The organism is Bacillus sp. FSL W8-1127 (assembly GCF_038006725.1).
Lineage (GTDB): Bacteria > Bacillota > Bacilli > Bacillales > DSM-4216 > Bacillus_O > Bacillus_O smithii.
In genome coordinates this window covers 208,800-222,674 of sequence record NZ_JBBOVU010000001.1, presented here as the reverse complement: position 1 = coordinate 222,674, position 13,875 = coordinate 208,800, and the positions used below count along the sequence as shown (strand labels likewise).

Annotated in this window: 12 protein-coding genes; 5 read left to right on the top strand and 7 right to left on the bottom strand. The window is 39.5% G+C overall.

Going from position 1 to position 13,875, the window contains the following annotated elements; genetic code table 11:
- Positions 1–610 precede the first annotated feature (610 nt).
- A complete protein-coding gene (locus tag NST12_RS01135; protein ID WP_003353068.1) occupies positions 611–949 on the top strand; it encodes a helix-turn-helix domain-containing protein in 339 nt (112 codons plus the stop codon).
- Between the two features lie 133 nt (positions 950–1,082).
- Here the strand turns inward: NST12_RS01135 and NST12_RS01130 are convergent, their stop codons facing one another.
- Positions 1,083–1,286, bottom strand: a complete 204-nt coding sequence (locus tag NST12_RS01130; RefSeq protein ID WP_327796746.1) for a hypothetical protein — start codon at positions 1,284–1,286, stop codon at positions 1,083–1,085.
- A 522-nt stretch (positions 1,287–1,808) separates the two neighbouring features.
- Positions 1,809–3,170, bottom strand: coding sequence for an IS1182 family transposase (locus NST12_RS01125; RefSeq protein ID WP_003354354.1), 1,362 nt, complete (start codon positions 3,168–3,170; stop codon positions 1,809–1,811).
- 267 nt (positions 3,171–3,437) lie between these two features.
- Here NST12_RS01125 and NST12_RS01120 point away from each other — a divergent pair, with 267 nt between their 5' ends.
- From NST12_RS01120 to NST12_RS01105, 4 genes are all read left to right on the top strand, one after another.
- A complete protein-coding gene (locus NST12_RS01120; RefSeq protein WP_341027795.1) occupies positions 3,438–5,771 on the top strand; it encodes a xanthine dehydrogenase family protein molybdopterin-binding subunit in 2,334 nt (777 codons plus the stop codon).
- The gene (locus NST12_RS01115) at positions 5,758–6,603 is read left to right on the top strand and encodes an FAD binding domain-containing protein (RefSeq protein WP_341027794.1); all 846 of its coding nucleotides are present in this window, start codon (positions 5,758–5,760) and stop codon (positions 6,601–6,603) included. Before NST12_RS01120 ends, NST12_RS01115 begins: the two co-directional genes overlap by 14 nt.
- A complete protein-coding gene (locus NST12_RS01110) occupies positions 6,593–7,081 on the top strand; it encodes a (2Fe-2S)-binding protein (protein WP_341027792.1) in 489 nt (162 codons plus the stop codon). Before NST12_RS01115 ends, NST12_RS01110 begins: the two co-directional genes overlap by 11 nt.
- Before the next feature lie 264 nt (positions 7,082–7,345).
- A complete protein-coding gene (locus tag NST12_RS01105; RefSeq protein WP_341027791.1) occupies positions 7,346–8,533 on the top strand; it encodes a carbon-nitrogen hydrolase family protein in 1,188 nt (395 codons plus the stop codon).
- 383 nt (positions 8,534–8,916) lie between these two features.
- Here NST12_RS01105 and NST12_RS01100 read toward each other — a convergent pair whose 3' ends face one another.
- The 5 genes from NST12_RS01100 to NST12_RS01080 form a co-directional block, all read right to left on the bottom strand.
- Entirely contained in the window at positions 8,917–9,669 is a 753-nt protein-coding gene (locus NST12_RS01100; RefSeq protein WP_048622425.1) for a MerR family transcriptional regulator, read from the bottom strand.
- A gap of 236 nt (positions 9,670–9,905) precedes the next feature.
- Positions 9,906–10,925 (bottom strand): C40 family peptidase, encoded by a 1,020-nt coding sequence (locus NST12_RS01095; protein WP_341027789.1) that lies wholly within the window; start codon positions 10,923–10,925, stop codon positions 9,906–9,908.
- 18 nt (positions 10,926–10,943) lie between these two features.
- Positions 10,944–12,002, bottom strand: a complete 1,059-nt coding sequence (locus tag NST12_RS01090; protein ID WP_048622423.1) for a dipeptide epimerase — start codon at positions 12,000–12,002, stop codon at positions 10,944–10,946.
- 35 nt (positions 12,003–12,037) lie between these two features.
- Positions 12,038–13,204 (bottom strand): DUF819 family protein, encoded by a 1,167-nt coding sequence (locus NST12_RS01085; RefSeq protein ID WP_048622422.1) that lies wholly within the window; start codon positions 13,202–13,204, stop codon positions 12,038–12,040.
- Positions 13,205–13,270: 66 nt separating this feature from the next.
- On the bottom strand, positions 13,271–13,597 hold the full coding sequence (locus NST12_RS01080) for a DUF3870 domain-containing protein (RefSeq protein WP_341027786.1): 327 nt from the start codon (positions 13,595–13,597) through the stop codon (positions 13,271–13,273).
- Between the last annotated feature and the right edge of the window lie 278 nt (positions 13,598–13,875).

Below are 13,875 nucleotides of genomic sequence, written 5' to 3'. Positions count from 1 at the left end.
TTTGCAAAATGGTTCATTACATTAGCAATCCCCTTATTATTCCAGAAATTATTTTTTATACTTTGATCATTTTAAACCTATTGCTTCGATAAGAAAAGAAAAATTCTCTTGAGTTTTAGCGAAAATTAAAAAGAAGGGGGGCAAAAGAAGAAAAAATTCATCCATCATTTTATCCGTGACTTAATGAAGTCACGATCACAGAACAACTATAACCGTCTTTTCATTGGCGCCGTCATTTTCCCGCCCATCAAATTCAACTTCATATCCTTACACTTGCCCATTCATTAGACATCATTCCGACATTCTTCTCTTACAGCATCTCTATGCTGTCCTTAAAAGAATTCTGATTGTTTTGGGACCAAAATAAATTGCACCCATACCATCATTTGAAATTCCATTTTGGATCAAGATATTTAAGAACAAAATCATGGGTGGATATGCCTAAATTCTAATCATTTCGACGTCATTCGACATGGTTTCTACATAAAATAGGCATCTCGTCCCTTCCCAGAAAATACTATTTATAGTATATCATAATTTATTTTGAATATCTATGGTATCTTGGGAAGCTTAATGATTAAAGCTACAGTTACCTAAGAGGTGGTAAAATATGAGTGAATTGCCAAGGATTATTGGAGAGCGGATTCGAACTTTTCGAAAAGAAAAGGGATTGAGCCAGGAAGAATTAGCTGATATAGCCAATCTACACGCTACATATATAGGACAATTGGAAAGAGGTGAAAAGAATGCCACTCTGGAAAGCATCGAAAAGGTTGCTAAGGCTCTGGAGATTTCTTTAGAAGACCTCTTTCGTTCAATCCACCCAAATCCTAACTCTCAAGAATACACACTGTCCCAAATCATCACTCGCTTACAAACACAGAGCATTGAAAATCAAAAAATCTTTCTCCATTTGCTGGAAGTATTGCTTGAATGGAAAAATCGATGAAAAGTCATTCAATTCATAAGTATTCTTGATGATGGCGGAAGTTTCCATTCCGCCCTTTTTTATTTCAAAAATGACTATTTACATTTCACGAGGCATGCTCGTTACGTATAACGTTCCCTTGAAAACGTGGACGCTATAATTGAAGCAAAACCCACTTTAACCATGCCGGTATTTTCCATGATGATAACTGTTTTAGCATCAACGGAAACATTCGATAAAACTTGATCGAACCCCAAACAGCCAACATCATCCATATAAGAACAAACACCCCACCGACAAACCAGTTGGATGTTTTTTCGATGGATTCTCGTTCCTCCTGCCACTTGCCATCTTCCAACGCACCTGCTTGCCATCATTTTTAACGCAGGAACGATTCCAATAGGAACGATGATCAGATCATCTGTATACTAAAATCGGAATGAATATCAGGTATCAAGTAGCTAATACAGCACACGACGTTCTCTCCTTATCCGCCTCGCACTCTTTTTCCATCTTTCTATCATTTTGCTTCCCTCCACCCTCTCCCCCCGCCGAAAACTTGTTTAAAAAAATTCTGCATTCATTCTGTTGCTCTTATTTAAACATCCTGTTCCTTTCTCCCAGGCCAATTTATTCAATATTCCCTTTATACAACAAAAAAGTGTAAATAATCCATTTTATTACAACTAAACCGTCAGTCATTTAATGAAGCATTTGGAATAAAGAATAATCGTCTAAAATATATGTTTAAGTATATAGAAGATCCCTTACAGGGATATTTCAGAGTGTAGACAAAAGGCATCCGAATGTGCGCTTTCGGATGCCTTTTGTCACTTTTATGCTTTCAAATGTTTGGAATAGACCCCTCCAGGGGTCTATTTTATGTTATTGCTGGACTTTTCCATGTCCAGCAAGCCATCTTTTTCAAATTCATTGCAGCAAAAGTTAGCATCGCCTGCATGGACAATTTTTTTAGACCTCTTAAGGTTGTCCAACGCATACCATGCTTTTCCTTTGCATCAGCAAAAACACGTTCAATGGTTTCTTTCCGTCTTGCATAAATGCTCTTATTCTCTTGTGTATGCCGAAGATGATCAGCTTCCTCTAAATAAAATTCCCATACATGTCGCTGAATCAGTTTTTTATGCTCCTTACTTTGGGTGCACTTCGAAAGGAATGGACAATCTTTACACTGGACTGGATCAGAAAAATATTGACGATAGCCTTCCTTCGTCGTAGTTGCATATTTTAACACTTGTCCTTGCGGACAAAGATAACAATCGTAGTATTCATCGTAAACATACTCATGTTTTTTGAAATAACCATCCTTTGTACGAGGGCGAGTATAAGGTAAAGCAGGGGTCATATCATTTTCAAATATGTATTGGGCAACGGCGGGAGTTTTATATCCAGCGTCAGCAGCAACTACAACCGGTTTTCCATGTTTTTCTATGACTTTTTCAAGAAGTGGCTCCAATACGGAACTGTCATGAATATTCCCTGGCGTTACAATAGCCCCCAAAACAAAGCCATTTCGATCCGCAGCAGCATGGAATGAGTAAGCAAACTGTTTTGTTCGCTCGTCTTTTACGTAGTAACCACTTTCCGGATCAGTGGTACTTTCTTTTATTTCTTTATATTCTTCTTTCCCAAATTTATCTGGAGGAAATGGCTTTTTTCCATGTGCTTCTCGATCAGCATTTATCTCATCTTGTAGACGTGCTTGATAGGCTTTCGTTTCTTTTCGAACCACTTTCTTCACAAATTTATGCTTATTCGCACTCGCTTTGACATGAGTAGAATCAATAAAGACATGCTCACTGCTTATCAGCTTCTTATCTGCAGCTTCTTTCAAAATGCGATAGAATATCTGTTCAAATAAGTCTGTATCCTTAAAGCGTCGCTCGTAGTTTTTCCCAAACGTTGAAAAGTGAGGTACCTTATCATAAAAACCAAATCCAAGAAACCAACGGTAAGCCAGATTCGTTTCGATTTCCTCTATAGTTTTTCGCATGGAACGAATACCGAAGGTATATTGGATGAAAGCCATTTTAATCAATACAACTGGATCAATACTTGGTCGACCTCTTTCCGATGAATACATGTCTTGAACAAGCGAATAGATAAATGAAAAATCAATAGCAGCGTCGATTTTACGAACCAAATGATCTGCAGGTACAAGTTGGTCTAAAGCTATCATTTCTATTTGATCACGATTCATCTGTGTATTTTTTGTTAGCACTTCATCCACCTCAATTCATTACGGTATCTTAATTATACAAAAAAAGACTGTCGGCAAATCCGATTTTTTCGGATTTGTCGACAGTCTGGAAGATCCCTTACAGGGATATTTTTTTAAATTGAAATGGGATGAGTTAAACCTTTTATTCCATTCCCCTTCCCCATTTTCCTGCAATAAAAAAAGATTGATCGGACGATTATCAAAACAGGTTCATATATTCAGAAATTCAATGACCGTCAATATTCAGAAGAAAGGTGGAAAAGCAAATTGAATATCATCGGTAAAAGCATTTACCGAAAAGAAGCCCTGGATAAAGTTTCAGGAAAAGCAAAATATACAGCGGATGAACAATCAACGGACATGTTGCATGTCAAAATGGTGATCAGTCCTTATGGCCACGCAAAAATAGAAAAAATTGATACGTCAGAAGCTCAAAAAGCGCCAGGTGTTCGAGCCATTCTAACCGGATCTCCCGAACTTCCGCTTATTGGTGAAGAGATACAAGACCGTCCTCCCATTGCTGTTGGAAAAGTCCGTTACTACGGAGAACCGGTAGCCCTCGTCGTTGCCGATCATCCGGTTTTGGCCAAGCGAGCAGCGGATTTAATAAAAATAACCTATAAACCTCTTCCAGTAGTTAATTCCCCATCCGAGGCACTGAAAAGCGATGCGCCCCTTGTACACGAAAAACTCGATACTTATCAGCGAACCCAAGGTGTTTATCCGGAACCAAATACGAATATCGCCAACCGAACCAAAATACGCAAAGGTAACATGGAAAAAGGCTGGCTGGAAAGCGATTTGATCGTTGAAGAAAATTTTTCATTTTCTCCATCCGATCATGCGGCGATGGAAACGAGATGTGCCATCGCCGAAATTCACCGTGACGGCTATGTGCATATCACTTCTTCCTCTCAAGCTCCCTTTATGATTAAAAAATGGATCAGCCGATATTTCAATATAGACCTCGGCAAAATTGTTGTAAATACTCCATTAGTAGGAGGGGCCTATGGCGGAAAAGCCTCCGTCCAATGGGAGATACTGGCATTTCTAGCTTCTAAAGCCACAGGAGGCAGGCGAGTAAAACTCATTTATTCACGAGAAGAAGATATATTAACGGCCCCATGCCATATAGGGCTCGATGCCCGCGTAAAACTCGGCTGCACCCGAGACGGATTACTGAAAGCCGCGGAGATTGTTTATTTATTTGATGGCGGTGCTTATTCTGATAAATCAACGGATATCAGCAGAGCCGGTGCCGTTGACTGTACAGGTCCTTATCATATTGAAAATGTATGGTGCGACTCTTTGTGCATGTATACCAATCATCCTTACGCCACAGCCTTCAGAGGATTTAGCCATTCCGAGGTATTATTTGCTTTTGAACGAACCATGGACATTCTGGCGGAGAAACTCGGGATGGACCCGCTTGAGTTGCGTCTAAAAAACGCTATACTTCCCGGACATAAAACACCCACTCAAGTCCTTCTTAATAACAGTAATCTAGGAAATTTGCCAAAATGCATTCACCGCCTAAAAGAATTAATAAATTGGGACGAAAAACCAATAATGGAAATCGATGAACGAAAAGTTCGCGTGAAAGGTGTCAGCTGTATTTGGAAAACGTCTACCATCGACCTCGATGCCAGTTCGGGCGTTATTTTAACGTTCAATCGAGATGGTAGCATAAACCTCATTTCTGGTGTGGTAGAGATTGGAACAGGCACGAAGACGATCTTGGCTCAAATTCTTGCTGAACGCATGAAAATGAGCATAGATCAAATTCATGTTCAAATGAAAGTTAATACACAAACGACTCCCGAACATTGGAAAACGGTTGCCAGCCGGGGGACATTTATGGCAGGACGGGCAGTTTTGGCAGCAGCTGACGATGCCATCCGACAGCTAAAAGAGATCGCTTCCTGTATTTTGAGATGTTCTGCTGAAGATCTTGAGGTTGGGTTTGGAAGAATATTTTTAAGAGATGATCCAAAAGTGGGCATTGATATAAAAGACGTGGCGTACGGCTATCAATATCCGAACGGAAATGCAATCGGAGGACAAGTGATCGGAAGAGGAAATTACATTTTAAGACATATGACTCATCTGGATCCTTATACGGGTGCAGGTCAGCCAGGTCCTGAATGGACGGTAGGGGCACAAGGAGTAGAAATTGAATTTGATAAAAAAGATTTTACCTATCGAGTGATCAAAGCGATTTCCGTGATTGATATCGGAAAAGTATTAAATGAAAAAGCAGCCAAAGGCCAAGTGATGGGCGCCATGAGCATGGGACTATCTTTTGCCGGCAGAGAAACATTTATTTTTGACCGCTATGGAAGAATTCAAAATTCTCAGCTTCGAACATATAGACCGATTCATTACGGCGAAAATCCAGAATATATAGTAGATTTTGTTGAAACTCCTCAGCTTGATGCTCCATATGGTGCACGCGGCATTGGGGAACATGGAATATTAGGTATGCCGGTAGCGCTAGCCAACAGTTTATCCGTTGCCGCTGGAGTCCAGCTCAATCAATTGCCGCTTGTCCCTGAATTCATTTGGAGAAGAAAGAAAGGGGTACAAAATGATTTCGTTTGACTTTGAATACTATAAGCCCTCCACGCTTAACGAAGCAGTTCAATTATTTTATACATTACAAATTCAAAAAAAGAGGCCGATCTACTTTTCAGGGGGAACGGAGATTATTACGCTCGGTAGATTGAATCTCGTCACTCCCGGAGCAGTGATCGACATTCATGACATTCCTGAATGCAAGGTGCTGCAGTTGGACGAATACCATCCTGTGATGGGAGCTGCACTCACTTTAACCGAAATAGAAAAAGCGAATGTGTTTCCATTGTTGAGCAAAACAGCCAGTGAAGTGGCTGATCATACAGCACGAAACAAGATTACTTTAGGAGGAAATATTTGCGGGAAAATTTTTTATCGTGAAGCGGTTTTGCCTTTTCTGCTAACGAATAGCCAAGTAGTGATTGCAGGTCCATCCGGAATAAAGCGTGTTCCTATACAAGATGTTTTTTACAAACAACTTCGCTTGCAAACAGGAGAGTTCCTTGTGCAAATCGTCACCAACCGGAATGATCTTTCAGTACCATCTGTCAGTATAAAAAAACGAAGGCAATGGGATACCGGCTATCCACTTGTGACCATTGCAGCGATGAAAACGAAAGAAGGTATACGGACAGCTTTTAGCGGATTATGTCCCTTTCCTTTTCGATCTAAACAAATAGAGGATGATTTAAATCAAACACAACTACCTCTCGAAACAAGAATCGAGCATGCCATTCATCATCTGCCAACCCCCATTCTTAATGATACAGAGGGGTCATCGGAATATCGGATATTCGTTTTCAAAAATACACTTCAAGAAATATTCACCGCGCTGGAGGGGGAGGAGCATGCACAATGATCATATGTTTCAAATAAGCGCTACTTTAGATGTGAATGGAGAAAAAAGAATGGCCACTTTTAGACCCGCGGATACACTGCTATATGTTCTCCGAAGTCAATTAGGATTAACGGGTGCAAAACCTGGATGTCTAAACGGAGATTGCGGGGCTTGTACGATTAATGTAGATGATATGCCAATGAAATCTTGTCTTATGCTGGCCATTGAGGTTGTTGGCAAAAAAATGACAACGATTGAAGGATTAGACGGCACGCCTATACAAAAAGCATTTGTTGAAAAGTTTGCTTTTCAATGCGGATACTGTACTCCAGGATTTATTATGAATTGTCATGCGCTATTGAAGCAGCACCCGGATGCAACCGATGAAATGATAAAAGAATGGCTTGAATCCAATATATGCAGATGTACAGGCTATCAAGAAATCGCAGAAGCCGTAAAGTCTGTATTGACTCGTTATCGAAGTAAAAATAATCCGTAAGATATTTGGCAGTGTAATGTTAAAAGTACGCACGGATAGAAAGATCGGTTAACACTGCTCCTTCGACACTTGCCATACACAGAAAGCCTAAGAGGCCAAAATAGAACGATGAAAAGCTAAATAAAAAGGGAGATACCCATCCTTTCTTTTTTTAATTCTAGTATCCTTTGTTAATAAATTGTAAATGTTCGAGTAACGAATTGACAATTCAGAATTTTCGGAATAGAATTGGGTTGATCCTAATATTTGAAGAAGGAGACAATTATGGGAAAAATTAGAAACGAAAAGTTGAACAAATCCGTTTTCGGAGGCCATGAAACAGTGCGTGTAGCGGCAGTACAAGCCCCTCAAATTGTATTCAACAAAGAAAAATCGATTGAAGTAGCCTGTAAAAGAATCAAAGAAGCAGGGGCGAACGGAGCGAAATTAGTAGCGTTCTCAGAAACCTATATTCCCGTCTTTCCCGCCTATTACAAAGCTGGTTACGCCAGCCAAATAGATGAATGGGCTGAGTGGAATATTGCCCTTCAAAACAACTCTGTTGCCATACCAAGTGAAGACACGGAAATCATCGGAAAAGCTTGTCGGGAAGCAGGGGTCTATTGTGTAATGGGAGTTAACGAAATCGATGATACGGATGGAGCACGCACATTATATAATTGTCAAATCCTTTTTGGTCCTGATGGCTCCATATTAGGACGTCACCGTAAATTAATGCCTACTTACACTGAAAGGACTTACTGGGGACGGGGCGACGGCAGTGATCTCAATGTGTATCAAACCGATATTGCACGAATCGGATCGCTTATTTGCTGGGAACACCATACGATTTTAGTAAGAGCGGCCCAAATGTTGATGGGCGAAGAATTCCATATCGCCAATTGGCCTGGAACTTGGACGTTCGGACAAAAGACCAATAACGGTGAAAGAAAAGGTCGAATATTCCATTCTACAACAGAACCTGGAGATCCTTGTGATTTGCAGTTTGCCATTCGAGAATACGCTTTTGAATCGGGAAGCTTTGTGATCAGTGTAGCCGGTTTGTTGAGAGAACAAGATTTTGAACCTGAACATAAACATTTCATTGATAGTCCAGAGATGGATTTTAGTTGGGCTGTAGGCGGAGCTGCCATTGTCAATCCATTTGGCGAATATATCGCCGGACCCGTTTATCACGATGATACGATTGTTTACGCCGATTGCCATGCCAATGAGATTAAGGCTGCAAAAGTAGTCTTTGACGGATTAGGTCATTATTCAAGACCTGATTCAGTTCAAATTTTATTGCATGACCATGAGCAAAAGAATCTTCTCCGCAGTTCAAAAGGACTTTCCTATCAAGATTTGAAAAATATTTCAGAAAGCACAGAAGTACCGCTTGAAAAACTAGAAAAAGTTCTTGAAAAGATTGAATCCAGACTAAGCAAACCAAAAACAGAAATAACGATTTAACCAATCGTTCCGGGAAAAAGAAGACAGCCATACCGGTCAGTTAATGATTCAGGTGCTGATGATTTGAAAAAATTCAGATTCGATAAATAGAAGCTTATTGCAAAGCCATTCTTTTTAAGAATATTTTCTGCGGTAATGGAATGGGCCTTCCAAAATGATTATCATACACCCACTTTTCTCATTCTTTACCCAGAAATATTCTTGCCTTTTGCTTATCATCTGGTTTTGTGAAATTAAAGGATAAACCCATTGAATTCCCAAATGAACGATATCCTTTTTCTCAATTTTTTTGGTTTATAACAAATCGGCTTTGAAGACATGATAAGTAATGCACACCATTATGAAATCTAATATTAGTAGACGGGTTCAAACAGAATCACCCATTATTTTTTGTTCTTATCTGCAAAAATGCGCATGGCATCACGCATAAATTCCGCAAGGCCTTCACCATACTGATCAATATTTTTCGTGAATCGTTCATCCTCGACATACAGCTGACCTAATCCTTTAAATACATCAAGTGTATAATATTGATTGAAGTGGTTGTTCAAAAAATCATGCCATTCTTTAATGGCCGCTTGTGCTTCTTCGGATTCTGGCGACTGATGACGGAGAGCCGCAAGTTTTTGATAAATCGATTCCATTTCTTGCGACAACGCTTTTTGTTCTTCTTTAGTCATGTTCCGCACTTTCGCATTCGCTCTATCCACCGCTTCATCGCCCCAACGTTTCCGCGCTTCCTCTTCGTATGGATGATGACGAAAGTCAAATCCTTCAAATTTTTCTTTGTTGGACATTTGTATTTCTCCTTTCATATGTTTAATCGTTTTCTCAATTGTGGCGATCATTTGATCAAGCCGCTCTCGTTTCTCCATCAACATTTGTCGTTGCAGCTCCAACGCTTCTTGCCGATCAAAAGAAGGATTATAAATGATGTCCTTAATTTTTTTTAATGGAAATCCTAGTTCTTTAAAAAATAAAATTTGCTGCAGTGTTTCAAGATTTTCATCCGAGTACAAGCGATATCCTGATTCGGTTGTCTCCTCTGGAACTAATAATCCGATTTCATCATAATAATGCAGCGTACGAACACTAATCCCCACTAAATCCGCTACTTCTTTCACTTTCATTCCCATCGACTTGCCTCCTTGCTACTCAATATAAAGTATCACGCAACGGGAGAGTCAACCAAAACTTCAATACTCCACCATGATTTGTTTTTCCGTTTATGAATCTTTTTCCAATGTAAACCAATTGATAAAATAAATTGAATGGCTATTATGCCATCATTTACAAAAAGATAAAATCATAAAAAAAGAATGGAAGCTTTTTTACTCCATTCAACACTTCCATTCTAAATTTTGAACGGTTTTTATGGCTCCGGAATATATCTTTTTGCTCCAGACAATTCGTCATAATAACCTGGTGTATGGACAGGAATTATTTCTACGTTCTTTTTAGAATTGGGAGAATGAATCATCATACCATTTCCGGCATACATCGCCACATGATGAACTTTCCCTTTCCCCTCATCGTATGCGAAGAATAGCAAATCACCCGGTTGTAATTCGTTTAATGGCACTGATTGACCATATTGTGCTTGTACGCTTGAATCTCTAGGTATTGTAATGCCATGAGATTGATAAATGGTAAAAGTAAATCCTGAACAATCAAATCCAAACCCACTCATGCCTGCCCATAAATAATGGAGGCCAAGAAATTTCTTCCCTGTATTCACTAACTCTTCACCCGTAGGCTTTGGTATGGCTTTTTCAGATTGATAAAAATGACTATCCGACTTAGAAATCCATGCATATTTTCCATTAGGCTGCAGAACTTTAAAGGCTTTCTTTGTTTCCGTGACATAAGGCAATCTTGTATTAAAACTAATTTCCATTCCTTTCTTTTTCAAGGAAGCATTTTGATAGAGAAAGGTCGTTGGCGATTCTACCATCACAAACGGTTTTTGTTCACTTCTTGCAAATTTCTTGTTATAAGTCAATTGATGAACAGACATCCATCCCGGATATCCAAGTTCATTTCGAGGGGTTGGTTGTCCCTCGACAGCCACTTTCACCCAGTCTCCGTTTCTTTCAAGAATCGTCACTTTATTTCCGTACAAAGCTTGGGTCTCCAGCATACCATCATCTGATAATTGCAGCTGCTCCTCTAAAGTCATAGAAGATGTCCATTTTCGCATGTCAACAGGATTAGTGGCAGAAGGTAAATCAACTGGCCGTAAAATATTGGGCGCCGTCCATAAGGTGGCGACTGACACATCAATATAGGCAGAATTTCCAACAACCGGGTCTTTTTCTTTCGCCTGTACAGTTTGACTAAATCCAACCGCTAATACAAATAAAATGACCAAATAAATCACGGCTCTTTTCATTTCTCCTCCCCCTTTTCACTAGGAAACGGTTCCAATGCCAGGTTTATTTGGTAATGTAATATTTTCCCCCTCGTATATTAAATATTGAGGTTCCGTGGATAACCAAAGCGGAGCATCCAAATCAAAATATTGAATATTTGGATGAGCAGCCGCTAAATGAGCTGCTGCTCCTACTGATTGAGGCGACTCTATCATACTTCCAATCATACAGGCTACTCCTGCTGCTTCGGCCATACTGGCTATTTTGATCGCCTCACTGATCCCACCGCATTTCATTAATTTTATGTTCAATAAATCTGCATAATGGCCGGATACAATTTTTAGAGCATCTCTTGCAGAAAAAACACTTTCATCCGCCATAATCGGAATATCTACCCGCTCCGTTACAAACTTTAGTCCTTCTAAATCCTGCGCCTTTACGGGTTGTTCGATAAATTCGATAGGAAAGTCTTCTTGTTGTAATTCGCGAATAAGCTTTACTGCCTGTTTTGGCGTCCATCCTTGATTGGCGTCTAATCTTAACTTAATATCATCTGAAACAGTCTTTATAATGGCTTTGATTCTTGCCATATCCAGCTTTGGATCTTCTCCGACTTTCAATTTTAAAATACGGAATCCTTCTTTCACCTTCTCCAACGCGGTTGCTGCCATGGCCTCTGGTTCATCAACACCGATGGTCATACACGTCTGAATAGGCTTTTGATCACCAAGGAACGAAAACAATGGTATATTCCATAATTTGCAATAAGCATCAAATAAAGCTATATCGGCTGCCGCTTTTGCGCTTGTATTTCCAACGCAGCATGCTTGTATTCGTTTTAGCGCCTCCTGAAAATGGAAAATATCCAATCCAATGAGCGCCTCACGAATAGGGCCATTTAAAGCAGCTTCAATGCTTTCAGTAGAATCACCCGTAATCACATATGTCGGAGATGCTTCCCCTCTCCCCTTTATTCCGTTATGGAGCGTAATTTCCACCTGAATACAATCTATCTCAACAGCTGTTCTTAAAGCGGTTTTAAAAGGGGTGTGCAATCTGGTCTTTTCGCGACTAATCTTCAAACTATCAATCCGCACAAAATCTCTTCCTTTCTATATGCCTGATGGTTCCATTAGATCATGGCCAAAACTTTCGCTACCAACATTCCAAAATACGTTCCTATAAAAGCACCCAATAAAGCCATAATCACCCCTATAGGAATTAACGCTCGATTGTATGCCGCGGCTAGCATCGGGGCAGAAGCCATCCCCCCAATATTGGCTAAGCTAGCGACTCCTAAAGTAAATAAGTCATATTTAAATAATTTACCTAATAAAAGCATGATTATAAGATGGATCAACATAATGAAAAATCCTGAAATGATATAAATTGGAGCTTGTGTTAAGTTTGAAAAATCGGAACGTGATGCGATCAATGCCACAACTATATAAAGCATCACATTCGATACATCCAAAATTCCAGGTATTTTGGCAACAGGAGTGACAGCTAAAATGAGGCCAACAACAGAAGCAATCATAATGGTCCAGCTCGTAGCGTTGATCACCGCTCCCACTTCCGGCAAGAGATTGCCTAAATAAGTGGACAAAGCAGAAACAAGCAAGCCAATTCCTAATAAGTACAATAAATGATGAAATTGCGTTCCTTGCGCGTCTTTTTCGTCAGTAGCAGCGACTTCATTAAAACCTTTTTGAATAAAACTCACATCAGCCTTTGTCCATCTGTTAAAAGAATCAGCAAATGGAACAAGCCAAAACATAAACATCACCCACACCGCATAATTAATCGTATCCATCATTAATGCATATCCAAAAATATTTTCAGGAACATTGAGAATTCCTTGAAGGGCCACCATATTGGCTGAACCACCCGTCCAACTACCCGACAAAGCACCAAATGCTTTCCAAGTATCAGCCACATAAAATGGCTTAAAGAGTGCATATACGATGACGAAACCTAAAAAAATACTGATAACGGCAACGACGAAACCTCCTAACATTCTAGGGCCTAATTTTGCTATACTTCGAATATCACATTTTAACAGCATGAGCATAAGCATCGCGGGCAATAATGCCCCTTTGACTTGATTGTAGACTCCATCAATCGACTCATTATTAGCAAAGACGCCAAACGTTTGCATGAGTGCTGCTCCAATATAAATCAGTACAATTCCCGGAATAAATTTCAAAATACGATTCCCTTTGAATCTTCTTTCAATACCAACCATAAGAGCCGCAAATGCAACCAACACACTTAAATACATAAAGCCGTCTTTGATCACCCATTTCGCCTCCTTAACAAAATAAAAACCAGCCCAACTTTTCGTCAGGCTGGATTTTGTCTAGGTTTATGTAGACAAAGCAGCTACAATTTGCTTATATTTTTTCTGCGCATCTTGAAAAGCAACGATAAGCGCCTTTTGTGAGGAACCAAAATAACGTTGACTAATTTCTTGTATTAATACAGGATCTTCTATATTTCTTCCGACAAAAATAGATTTAAGGAACTGCACGGTTAATCGAATGGTAGCGGAACATTCTACATCCACAATTTTTCCACTCGTACGATCTACCACTAATCCTATAAAATATTGATTAAAATGTTTCGTAATGGGGTTATTTAGAGGTGCCTTAGCATCCCCGATAATGTAAATGGTATCAGAATCATAATGCATTGGATCCTTCTCCTTAAAGCGCAATACAGGCAATACAAATGACTCACAAGCGGTCACTTGGAGATTTTTGTATCGAGTATCCGCTTTTCTAGGATTAGTAGATTTATATTGAAATATATCATGAAACAATTTATTTATCAATAGAAAGATTTTATATTTTCCGAAATTTCCAATAATAAATCGAGCAAAAAACTTCTTTCTACTTATTCCACTTTCTAAGTGATTTCCCTGTTAAAAACCCACTTCCATATGCCGACGAATCTCTAAAGCGAAAGTAG

Excerpts from the sequence above, each read along its gene's own strand:
- NST12_RS01135 (WP_003353068.1), top strand. The coding sequence starts at position 611 with ATGAGTGAATTGCCAAGGATTATTGGAGAGCGGATTCGAACTTTTCGA.
- NST12_RS01115 (WP_341027794.1), top strand. The coding sequence starts at position 5,758 with ATGATTTCGTTTGACTTTGAATACTATAAGCCCTCCACGCTTAACGAA.
- NST12_RS01110 (WP_341027792.1), top strand. The coding sequence starts at position 6,593 with ATGCACAATGATCATATGTTTCAAATAAGCGCTACTTTAGATGTGAAT.
- NST12_RS01105 (WP_341027791.1), top strand. The coding sequence starts at position 7,346 with ATGGGAAAAATTAGAAACGAAAAGTTGAACAAATCCGTTTTCGGAGGC.
- NST12_RS01100 (WP_048622425.1), bottom strand. The coding sequence starts at position 9,669 with ATGGGAATGAAAGTGAAAGAAGTAGCGGATTTAGTGGGGATTAGTGTT.
- NST12_RS01095 (WP_341027789.1), bottom strand. The coding sequence starts at position 10,925 with ATGAAAAGAGCCGTGATTTATTTGGTCATTTTATTTGTATTAGCGGTT.
- NST12_RS01080 (WP_341027786.1), bottom strand. The coding sequence starts at position 13,597 with ATGCATTATGATTCTGATACCATTTACATTATCGGGGATGCTAAGGCA.